Consider the following 10,885-nt stretch of genomic DNA (forward strand, 5'->3'; position numbering starts at 1 on the left):
ATTGACGATTATTGTTGCAAAAGGTTGCAAGCTAAAAACGATACGATTTATTAAGATGGTGTCGGGAACCGGTTTGGCGCTTAAGATATCCCTTCTTTTGCAAATGTCGTACCATTTACAATGAACGCAACCGGCAGTATTCTAAAATAAAAGATTCTTCCCCGAAAAAATTTTCCCCAGGTGCTCATACGCTTTGGGGGTTGCCTCCCTGCCTCTTGAAGTACGCATAATAAAGCCCTGCTGGATCAAAAAAGGTTCATACACTTCTTCTAAAGTGCCCTGTTCTTCGCCAACGGCTGTGGCGATGGTAGTAATGCCTACAGGGCCGCCCTTGAACTTTTCAATAATAGTGGAAAGGATCCGGTTATCCATTTCATCCAGCCCGTAGGTGTCCACATTTAAGGCCTTCAGCGCGTGCAGTGTTATGCCTTCATCTATGATACCGTCATTTAATACCTGCGCAAAATCCCTCACCCGTCTCAGCAATCCATTGGCAATTCTCGGTGTACCCCTGCTTCGCCCCGCAATTTCTGTTGCCGCCGCTTCAGATATGCCTATCTGCAATATCCCGGCAGACCTCGTAATTATTTTTTCTAACACAACAGCATCATAATATTCAAGCCTGGATTTAATGGCAAAGCGGGAAAGAAGCGGCGCTGTCAGTAATCCGCTCCTGGTGGTTGCTCCGATCAGCGTAAAGGGACTGAGGTTGATTTGTATACTGCGGGCATTGGGACCGGTATCTATCATTATGTCAATGCGGTAATCTTCCATAGCCGAATAAAGATATTCTTCTACCACTGTACTCAGGCGGTGTATTTCATCTATGAACAATACATCATTGGGTTGAAGATTGGTAAGCAGGCCGGCAAGGTCGGCAGGCTTTTCAATTACAGGTCCGGAAGTTTCTTTAATATGTACCCCTAATTCATTAGCCACTATACGGCTCAATGTAGTTTTACCCAGTCCGGGTGGCCCGTGAAAAAGAATATGATCCAGGGCCTCACCTCTTATCTTCGCTGCTTTGATAAAAATTTTGATGTTTTCAATAACCTTATCCTGTCCGCTGAAATCTGCTATTTCATTAGGGCGTATATTATTTTCAAATTCTTTTTCAACCGGGGTCAGCGCTGCTTTATCAGTATTTAAATTGGGGTTCTGCATATTGATTTTTCAATTTGTTCAACTGCATGCTTTGCACAAACCGCTCACAACAACTTCGGTTTGACGGGTCTTGTATCCGCGGGGCAGCTTAATTTCGGGTACATGCACGTCTTCAAGGCAGGTAGTAATACCGCATTTGGTACACATAAAATGTACATGATCGTCGTGGTGATGACCCTCTTCACAATTGTCTTTGCACAAAGCATACTTAATGGAATTATCCGGGGTGGGAATGGTATGAATGATCCCCTTTTCCATAAATGTCTGCAAAGTTCGGTATACCGTCACTCTGTCGTATTTTTCTTCTGTTTTTGATTCTATATCATGGTGTGCCAGTGCGCTGCCGCTTTGTAAAAAAAGTTCCAGTATGTTTCTTCTGCTGGCTGTTATACTTAACTGGTTCTTTCTTAATAAATCTGCAATATGTGGTTCCATACCTGTTTTATTTAGAAGAATAGCATTATATGACATTATCCGGCCGGCTTCTCATTTAACAGATCCTTAATATCGGTGATCAGTTTTTCTATTTCATCTTTTTTTAAACCGTCATAAATTCCCCTTACCTGGCCGATCCTGTCAACCAATGCAAAAAATTGTGTATGTATAAATTGCTCGTCAATGTTGGTAGCATTGTTATTGGGATCATCTAAAATATAACTTTCTCTGGCAGCTTTATACAGGCTGTCTTTGCTTCCTGTTAAGAACCACCAGCTTTTTGTATCTGCCCCCAGTGAATCGGCATACAATTTTAACCTTGCCACGCTATCGGTTTCCGGATCAACGGTGTGCGAAAGGATCAGGAAATCTTTTTCATCCCTGAACTGATCGGATACCTTTTTCATATTTCTGTTCATTTTAGGGCAAATACCTTCGCAGGTTGTGAAAAAGAATTCTGCAGCATATACTTTGCCGGCCACATCCCTGCCGGTTATGTGCCGGCCATCCTGCCTTTCGAACGAAAAGGGCCTGACGATATTCAATACAGGCAAACGCGACTTTGAGGAGTCTATGGTAGCAGATAAAAAAACATAGAACCCACCGAAAAGCAAAACAAAAAAAGACAGATAGAGCCACGTTTTTCGCTTCATACAATAAGCATTTTATACTTCGCAAAGTTACAACTGTAAGTGGTATGTTCCTTCTTATAATAAAATGCCTGACCCGTTGCGTGTTTTGCTGCAATTATTTAAATGCAACAAAGTTGCATAATTTTTATATATTTGCTGCCATTTTTAATTATACCTATGTTCAGGATCAATTACGATGCCCTTGGTATTACTGCTTCTTTAGCCTGTGCCATTCATTGTGCCATATTACCGCTGATGCTCACCAGTTTACCCGTTTTCGGGATCAATATTATTCACAATTATTTCTTCGAATATTGTATGATCGGGCTGGCCTTTGTTGTTGGTATGTATGCTTTGTACCACGGTTATAAAAAGCATCATCACAAAACCCTGCCCGTAGTTTTTTTTAGCGGCGGAATTTCCTTTCTCCTGCTGAAAGAGCTGTTTCACAGCTATCACATATGGCTTCTGATCCCTGCAGTTGTTTTGATCATTGCCGCACATTACCTCAATTACCGTTTATGCCGCAAGGCAGATCATTGTCACGAAAGTGATTGTACCCATGCCTGATGAATGCAGCCGTAAGTAAATGGATTTAATGAAAAGGGCTGGATTTTTCGTTAATTTCATTTTCTTAAACCATCCATGCCATGACCACCCGAAGAGCATTTATCAAACAAACCGGCTTATTCTCCGTTGCGGCTTTGGTAAGCCCTTCTTCTTTGCTTAAAGTAAACCGGCAAATAGGAGTACAGCTTTATACGCTTCGCGGCGATATATCAAAGGACCCGAAAACCGTTATTGAAAAAGTGGCCGCTATAGGCTATAAGGAAGTGGAATCGTTCGGCTATAATTCGGGGAAGTATTTTGGAATGTCGCCTAAGGAATTTTCCGCCTTGCTAAAAGCAAACGGGCTTGCTCATCCCAGTAGCCATTATATGCTGGCGGGCCTGTCGGAAAACTGGCAAAAAGCAATTGAAGACGCAGCAACTGCAGGACAAAAATACATGGTGGTGGCATACCTGTTGGATACAGAAAGAAAATCAATAGACGACTATAAGAAAATTGCTGCACAGTTCAATGTGGCTGCAGAAGCGTGCAAAAAGGCAGGGATACAATTCGGCTATCATAACCATGATTTCGAGTTTGCTGATATGAACGGACAGCAGGGCTTTGATATACTGTTAAAAGAAACTGATCCGGAGCTGGTAAAATTTGAGATCGATCTGTATTGGGCCAGCTTTGCCGGTAAAGATCCCGTTGAAATGTTTAAGCAACATCCCGGCCGTTTTCCACTCTGGCATGTAAAAGATATGGATAACACCGGTAAGAGATTTTTTACAGAAGTGGGTAACGGCGTTATAGATTTTAAAAAAATATTCGCTCATGCCAAAGAAGCCGGAATGCAGCATTATTTCGTAGAACAGGATGTTTGCCCCGGACCCCCTTTGGAAAGCATTAAAAAAAGCTATCAATACATCAGCAAAAACCTTGTCGGCTGATTCCAACTTTTTATTTAATCAATTTTTAAACCCATAGATCATGTCCAGCAGACGAAAATTTTTAATTAACGGTTCACGCATAGCGGCCGGCGGCCTTATATTGTCGGCGTTTTCTCCTGATGTGTTTGCTTTTCACAGAAAAGGAGCAGGGTCTGCCGACCAGATCAATATCGGCGCCATAGGCATTAACGGAATGGGCTGGTCGGATACAAAAGCCGCCTTAAAAGTGCCGGGTGTAAACCTCGTGGCCTTGTGCGACGTGGATAAAAATGTGCTGGATAAACGCTTAAAAGAGCTGGCTGCCCTGAATGTGGATGCCGCTAAAGTAAAAGTTTACGGGGATTACCGCAAACTGCTGGATAACAGGGATGTTGACGCCGTGATTATAGGTACGCCCGACCACTGGCATTGTTTGCAAATGGTAGAAGCCTGCCAGTCGGGCAAACATGTATATGTTGAAAAGCCCATCGGCAACTCTGTTACCGAATGCAATGTGATGGTGGCTGCACAAAAGAAATACAACAGGGTTGTTCAGGTGGGTCAGTGGCAAAGAAGCCAGCAGCATTTCAGGGATGCTATTGAATTCGTACATTCCGGTAAGCTGGGTAATATCAGAACAGCTAAAGTTTGGTGCTATCAGGGATGGATGAAGCCCGATATCGTTCGCCCCAATACCGCCCCGCCGGCGGGAGTGGATTATGCCGGGTGGCTGGGACCTGCGCCCAAAAAACCATTCAATGCCAGTCGTTTTCATTTTAATTTTCGCTGGTTCTGGGACTATGCAGGAGGATTAATGACAGACTGGGGCGTACACCTCATAGACTATGCGCTCTTTGGCATGAAGGCCGATGTGCCTAAAACAGTTATGGCTTTGGGAGGAAGGTTTGCTTATCCCGAGCTGGCCGAAGAAACGCCTGATACCCTTACCACCCTGTATGAGTTTGAAAACTTTAATATGGTTTGGGATCATGCCATGGGTATCGATAACGGACAATATGGACGCGACCACGGTATTGCATTTGTAGGCAACAACGGTACACTGGTGCTCGACAGGGGAGGCTGGGAAGTGATGGAAGAAAAAAATTCGAAGCAAAAAGTGAGCAAACCACATGTAAACCCCTCCGAGAACGGGCTCAACAAACATATGCAGAATTTCATGTCGGTAATACGTTCAGGGAAAATGGATGAATTAACGGCCCCGATACAGATAGGCGCTGATGTGGCTATTGTAGCACAGATGGGTAACATAGCCTTTCGCAGCGGAAAGCGCCTGGCCTGGGATAAGGCTGCGGGAAGATTTACAGATGATGCCGTAAATAAAGAATACCTGGCAAAGGCCTATCACAACGGATACAGCATTCCACGGGTGTAAAATAATAAAGGAGAACATGTTGTTGTACAACGATTGTTCTCCCTTTAAAAGACATTCTCCCGGCGTTGTTAAACAGCCCTGGAAGATAACATCTTAGTAGCGACCGCCGCGATTGCTGTTTGCAAATGAACGCCTGTAACCGCCATCATTGCTGCGTTCTTCACGCGGCTTGGCTTCTGTAACAGTGATCGGCCTGCCTTCAACAACACCTTTGTCTAATTCGCTGATGGCTTTTTTAGCTTCTTCATCATTAGGCATTTCAACAAAACCAAATCCACGGCTGCGGCCGGTAAATTTGTCGGTGATAACCCTGGCAGAAGATACTTCTCCGTATTCTTCAAAAAAAGCTTTTAAGTCCTCGTCTACGACGTTGAAACTTAAATTGGAAACATAAATGTTCATACTAAGTGATTAAGTTTTACAAATGTAAATCTGAGAAAACAGGGAAGTAAGGACGACTGAACTATTAGCAGAAGATGCGTAGCAGATTGAATCATTTCATTACCGGAACTGTACAAACTCAAATTTTGACGCGCAAAGGTAAAGATTATTTTATTACGCAACAAAACTATTTTATAGTCTGTGGCTAACCGCCGGCTTTTTTGTTTTTGCCCCTTAATGATGCAGCTTTGCATTAAAGAATTAAGGATGATTCCCCTGCTTATTTATTGTTATGATGCCTATTGCGGATGGTGCTATGGTTTTAGCCCGGTTATACAAAAAACAGAAAAGCATTATCGCAATGTCCTTGACTTTGAAGTATTGTCGGGCGGGATGATCCTCCCGGAGAAACCCCGGCACATCAGCGCAATAGCAAAACATATCAGTGAATCATATCAAACAGTTGAAGAACATACGGGCATACGGTTCGGCAAAGATTATCTGTGGCACATCAATAACCCCGGCAACAGCGACTGGTTCCCGCATTCGGAAAAGCCGGCTATCGCCTTGTGTGTGATCAAAGCCGGGCATCCCCGGCTTGCCGTTCCCTTCGCATCCGCTCTTCAGTATGCCCTGCATTTTGAAGGCCGGGATCTGTGCGATGATGAAGCGTACCGTCATTTGCTGGATGAATATCAGATACCCGCAGGTGCATTTTATGAAAAGCTGCATAGTGCAGAATACAAAGAAAAAGCATATTACGAGTTTGCGCTGTGCAAACAGCTTAAGGTAACCGGCTTCCCCGCTGTGTTTTTGCAGGTGACCGACAACCGGTTCTATGTTGTAGCCAAAGGATATACAGATTACAATACATTGAAAAGCAGGATTGAAAATGTGTTGAGGGAAGCGGGGGATCCGAAATCCGAAGGTGCAACGTTATAAGTGACAGCAATGTCAATAAAGTGTTTTAAATATAAGAGGCACTGTTTATGAAAAGACAATTCTATATACCCGCCCTGGTTCTCCTTATTTTTAGCTGTACAAAAGACGGGGAGATCCGGCGTGACGTTTCAGGCGCGAAGCTGCAATTTGTAAAAGTGAACGGGGGAGATATTATACAGGAGGAAAACATTTACAATGAAAGCGGAAACATCAAAACCCGCATCAGCTATAAAGATTATGCAGCAGGGCTGATATTTTCCAAAACAACATACACGTATGAAAGGGACGAATTGATTCAAACTGATGACCAGGTGGATTTTTCAAGCAGCACATTTTCCACCCAGTACCAATACAGCCGTTCCCGCTTTGAATACAGCGGAAACCGGATCATACAAAGAAATCATTACCTGAAAACAGGCGACGATTATGAGCTGAGATCTTTTACGGTTTTTTCATATGATGATCCGGGGCGCCCTGTTAAGCAGACCCGGTATTCGGCCGACGGGGAATTGCTCGGATATACGATCTACACGTACAAAGGCAACAATGTAGCGCAGAGTGAGGCGTATAGCATAAACCAGTCTAATGCAGAACCGGTGCCTGCCTTTAAATACAGTTATAAGTACGATAACAAAAAAAACCCGTACAGGGAGGTTTATCACAGCATAGAAAATATTCCATTCTCGGTAAATGAGAACAATATCACAGAAACGATCTCTGTTAATTACAATATTTATCCTTTGTCTGCACAGGGCGTAAGCAGTACTTCCCAAACCACCTATGTGTATAATAGTTTAGGTTACCCCTCATTGATGAATGAAAACGGCAATGAATTTATACTGGAGTATAAATAATTTGCAGGGAAAGATATAAACTTACCCAACCGTTTCTATAATAATGAATATTTTCATATAGGTTTGCCACTCAAATACCCCGGGATTTCCTTTCCGGTGGGAACAGCACGTTAACACACCAATGATCGCTTGCGGCAATGAAGTATGCCTATCAATTAAAAGACCAGGGAGAATGGAAGAGAGCTCAGCACCGCCAATTTCTGCAGCAAAAATAATAGCTGCTTTTGCAGTTATTTATATTGTGTGGGGATCCACCTATTTTTTTATTCAAATGGCCATACAGGATATGCCGGTAACAGTGATGGGAACATTTCGTTTCCTTACAGCCGGTTTGCTTATGACAGGCTGGTGCCTGGCCAACGGCGAAAAGCTGTTTATATGGAAAGATATACTATTCGCTTTTTTTATCGGGTTCCTCTTACTTTTTATAGGAAATGGCGCTGTAGCCTGGTCGGAACAGTTTTTAGCCAGTTCCGTGGTAGCGGTTTTCCTTGCATCGGCGCCTATCTGGTTCGTGCTGCTCGACTACGGCAGGTGGAGGGCTAACTTTACCAGCCCGAGTATTATAGCCGGACTGGTAACGGGGTTCACCGGCATCATTTTTTTGTTCAAAGAAAATATGGGCGATGCACTGTCGGGGAATGGCGATAAATGGGAAGTAATTTCTATAGGCGTATTGGTTATTGGCTCTGTTTCCTGGGTGGCCGGTTCTTTATATTCCAAATACAAGCCTGTTACATTCACAGGTGCAGTTAATTCCGGCTGGCAAATGATGGGGGCAGGATTGGCATATGCTGTTACCGGTAGCATACGGGGCGATTGGAATGACTTTAACTGGCACGAAGTTTCAACTTCAGCCTGGCTGGCGGTTTTATACCTTATCACTATGGGCTCTTTGCTGGGGTACAGTGCTTATGTATGGCTGTTAAAAGTTCGTCCGGCCACGCAGGTAAGCACGCATGCTTATGTAAACCCTGTTGTAGCTGTACTGCTGGGTGTTTTTTTTGCCGGTGAAAAAATTTCGGCCCTGCAAATTACGGGGCTTGTTGTTATACTGGCCGGTGTGCTGCTGGTAAGCCTGGCCAGGTACCGGAAACAACAATAATCCTGTTCGGGACGATTGCCTGGCGGTATCCTTTATCATATTACCAGTCTTTGTCGGGTTGTCCGGGAGCCGGGGCTTTTTTCATCATTTTATCGTGTAATTTTCTTTCCTGCTCTTCCAGTGCTTTAAGCAATTGTTCCACCTGCTGCTTATTGAGCTTATTGGGCCGGGGCTTTGGCTGGTTTTCTCTTTTTTCTTTTTGCTCCTTTTGATTTTGCCGCTGCTGTTGTTGCTTCTGCTCGTTTATTGCTCTTTGCAGATTTTCACGGGCAAGTGTATCGGAGGTATTGATGCGGAGGGTTTGCTTATAAGCTGCTATGCTTTCCTCCAGTTTTTTTTGCTGTGTTAAAGCCACTCCTTTATTGTACAGGAGCTGCGATTGCAGCTTTTTATCGGTAGCATACCGGGCAGCTTTATCAAAAACAATAGCTGCTTCTTCATATTTTTTATTTTTAAAGAGGGCGTTGCCCATATTATACGAAGCGATCACGTTGTGGGGATCTGTTTTCAATGCTTCCTCATAAGCCGCCACGGCTTTTTCGTATTGCCGGAGGCGGTAAGCTTCGTTGCCTTTTCCGATCAGCCGGTTTATATGCTGCGAAAAAGCCTGAGCGCAGGATACAAGCATTATTACATGCAACAGGACCAGCTTCATACTAAGGGGTTTTCTTTTTTTCGCTGATGAACAATTCGCCGGCAAGCCCCGCAAAGGCCAGTACCAGGAACCACTGGAAAAAGCTGCGGTAGTTCAGCAAACGGTTATCCCGGATCGTTTTTTGCTCCATGCCTGCAAACTGTTCCGTTATTTTATCTACCACCGTTTCTATATCATTCAATTGCTGGTAAATGCCGCTGCCTTCATGTGCGATATCTATCAGTTCCTGTTCATTGAGCCTGGATATTATGATATTGCCGTGCAGGTCGCGCTTGCTTTCGGCCGTAATGGGGTTCAAAATGGGAGACCCCTGGGTTGTGCCCACCCCTACCGTTTGTATTACCACCCCGTTTTGAGCCAACTGCTTTGCCGTTTTAACAGCCTCTTCGTCATGGTCTTCGCCATCCGTTATCAACACTACTGCTTTGTATTTTTTATCTTTTGCATTAAACCCGCTGTTGCATACTTGTAATGCGTCGCCTATAACCGTACCCTGGGTGGGTACTGCATCAGGGCCGGCATTGCTTACATACAATCCTGCAGCCGTATGATCGGAGCTAAGCGGCATCTGCATGTATGCCCTGCCCGCAAAAATGACCAGTCCAACCCGGTCATTTTCCAGCTTATTCATCAGCTTGCTTATAAATTGTCTGGACTTTTCCAACCGGCTGGGTTTAATGTCTTCTGCAAGCATGCTCCTGCTTACATCCAGGGCGATCATAACATCTATTCCCCGGCGGTTTATCTCTTGGGTCCGAGTTGCAGACTGGAGGTTGGCTGCCGCAATAATGATGCAGCTAAAGGACAGCAGTACAATAATGAACCTGGCCAGGTACCTGCGGGGCGAAAAACCATAAATGAGTTGTTTTACCAGCCTTTCATCGCCGATTTTTTTTATGGTTGATTTCTTCCAGCGAAGCACTGACCTGAACAGCAATGCCAGTACCGGGATCAGCAACAGCAACAACAAATGTTCGGTATGTTCAAAACGTATCAACGGAAAAAATATTAACGGTAGCTTTGAGCCCTCAGCTTTCAGCTAAAACATACTAACAATGAGCAGATTATTTATTGCACAAACATTCACAATTCACGTCTCACCTTTCTACATCTTCCCCTCAAAAAATCCCTTCTGCTTAAGTATACCCTTGAGGATATTGAGACGGATTGCCGGGATATCGGCTTCGGGGTCTGCAGTTTCGATGTTCAGCACAAAAAAATAGGGGTGCCGGTTCTCCTCTATCCATCCCACTACCCATCCTACAGCATGATCTTCATTGTTGAACCCCCATCCTGTTTTATAGCTTATTGTATAGTTGCTGTTGTCTTCCTGTAACATCATGTCCCTCACTGCTTTCTGCACCCCTTTTCTAAAAGGGAGCTGGTCGAAATATAGCTTTTTAACCAATCCCAGTTCTTCGTCGGGGGATATCAGAAGCGAGTTATCCAGCCAGAAAGAATCAATTGCCGGGCCAATTTTCATATTGCCGTATTTAAGGCTGTCTATCCATTTCTGCATCGTATCTCTTCCTATACGCCGGGCTATCTCCTGGAAATGCGGAACGGAAGAGTAGCGGAAAGCCTGTGCCAGACTTAAATCCTGGTTCCAGTTGCTTATGTTTCTTTGTACACCATCCCACTTAATAATGGTGCTGTCTGTTGTTACCACGCCGGTTTGCAGGGCAACAAGGGCATTTACTATTTTAAACGTAGACGCGGGCAGCATACGGGTGGTATCCCTTTTAAGGTTGTAGATCACGAACTTTCCCCTGCCGTTATCAAAAAGGGCAAAACTTCCGTTTACCTTATTTTCATCAAAATATTTTTTAAAAGAATCATCCTG

Annotated in this window: 13 protein-coding genes; 6 read left to right on the forward strand and 7 right to left on the reverse strand. The window is 44.1% G+C overall.

Annotation, left to right across the window (positions count from 1 at the left end; all coding sequences use genetic code 11):
• Window positions 1-141: 141 nt before the first annotated feature.
• The 3 genes from ruvB to PLH26_RS02320 are packed head-to-tail and all read right to left on the reverse strand — an operon-like array spanning window position 142 to window position 2,252.
• On the reverse strand, window positions 142-1,164 hold the full coding sequence (ruvB, locus tag PLH26_RS02310; RefSeq protein ID WP_324584365.1) for a Holliday junction branch migration DNA helicase RuvB: 1,023 nt from the start codon (window positions 1,162-1,164) through the stop codon (window positions 142-144).
• 18 nt (window positions 1,165-1,182) lie between these two features.
• The gene (locus PLH26_RS02315) at window positions 1,183-1,599 is read right to left on the reverse strand and encodes a Fur family transcriptional regulator (RefSeq protein WP_324584366.1); all 417 of its coding nucleotides are present in this window, start codon (window positions 1,597-1,599) and stop codon (window positions 1,183-1,185) included.
• A gap of 35 nt (window positions 1,600-1,634) precedes the next feature.
• Entirely contained in the window at window positions 1,635-2,252 is a 618-nt protein-coding gene (locus tag PLH26_RS02320; RefSeq protein ID WP_324584367.1) for an SCO family protein, read from the reverse strand.
• Window positions 2,253-2,408: 156 nt separating this feature from the next.
• Between PLH26_RS02320 and PLH26_RS02325 the strand changes: the two genes are divergently transcribed.
• From PLH26_RS02325 to PLH26_RS02335, 3 genes are all read left to right on the forward strand, one after another.
• Window positions 2,409-2,801 (forward strand): MerC domain-containing protein, encoded by a 393-nt coding sequence (locus PLH26_RS02325; RefSeq protein WP_324584368.1) that lies wholly within the window; start codon window positions 2,409-2,411, stop codon window positions 2,799-2,801.
• An 80-nt stretch (window positions 2,802-2,881) separates the two neighbouring features.
• Entirely contained in the window at window positions 2,882-3,733 is an 852-nt protein-coding gene (locus PLH26_RS02330) for a sugar phosphate isomerase/epimerase family protein (RefSeq protein ID WP_324584369.1), read from the forward strand.
• 40 nt (window positions 3,734-3,773) lie between these two features.
• Window positions 3,774-5,105: a Gfo/Idh/MocA family protein gene (locus PLH26_RS02335; RefSeq protein WP_324584370.1), complete on the forward strand. Its 1,332-nt coding sequence runs from the start codon at window positions 3,774-3,776 to the stop codon at window positions 5,103-5,105.
• A gap of 93 nt (window positions 5,106-5,198) precedes the next feature.
• Here PLH26_RS02335 and rbp read toward each other — a convergent pair whose 3' ends face one another.
• A complete protein-coding gene (gene rbp, locus PLH26_RS02340; RefSeq protein WP_324584371.1) occupies window positions 5,199-5,507 on the reverse strand; it encodes an RNA-binding regulator in 309 nt (102 codons plus the stop codon).
• Window positions 5,508-5,753: 246 nt separating this feature from the next.
• Here rbp and PLH26_RS02345 point away from each other — a divergent pair, with 246 nt between their 5' ends.
• From PLH26_RS02345 to PLH26_RS02355, 3 genes are all read left to right on the forward strand, one after another.
• A complete protein-coding gene (locus tag PLH26_RS02345) occupies window positions 5,754-6,428 on the forward strand; it encodes a DsbA family protein (protein ID WP_324584372.1) in 675 nt (224 codons plus the stop codon).
• Between the two features lie 47 nt (window positions 6,429-6,475).
• Window positions 6,476-7,282: a hypothetical protein gene (locus PLH26_RS02350; protein ID WP_324584373.1), complete on the forward strand. Its 807-nt coding sequence runs from the start codon at window positions 6,476-6,478 to the stop codon at window positions 7,280-7,282.
• A gap of 172 nt (window positions 7,283-7,454) precedes the next feature.
• Complete coding sequence (locus tag PLH26_RS02355) at window positions 7,455-8,387, forward strand: EamA family transporter (protein WP_324584374.1); 933 nt, start codon at window positions 7,455-7,457, stop codon at window positions 8,385-8,387.
• 40 nt (window positions 8,388-8,427) lie between these two features.
• On the opposite strand, the gene PLH26_RS02360 is transcribed toward PLH26_RS02355, so the two are convergent.
• The 3 genes from PLH26_RS02360 to blaOXA form a co-directional block, all read right to left on the reverse strand.
• Window positions 8,428-9,042, reverse strand: a complete 615-nt coding sequence (locus PLH26_RS02360; protein ID WP_324584375.1) for a tetratricopeptide repeat protein — start codon at window positions 9,040-9,042, stop codon at window positions 8,428-8,430.
• Window position 9,043: 1 nt separating this feature from the next.
• Complete coding sequence (locus PLH26_RS02365; protein ID WP_324584376.1) at window positions 9,044-10,039, reverse strand: VWA domain-containing protein; 996 nt, start codon at window positions 10,037-10,039, stop codon at window positions 9,044-9,046.
• A gap of 108 nt (window positions 10,040-10,147) precedes the next feature.
• Window positions 10,148-10,885: class D beta-lactamase (blaOXA, locus tag PLH26_RS02370; RefSeq protein ID WP_324584377.1), on the reverse strand; the 738-nt coding region annotated here is incomplete at its 5' end.

Source organism: Agriterribacter sp. (assembly GCF_035444585.1).
In the GTDB taxonomy this organism is placed as follows: Bacteria; Bacteroidota; Bacteroidia; order Chitinophagales; family Chitinophagaceae; genus Agriterribacter.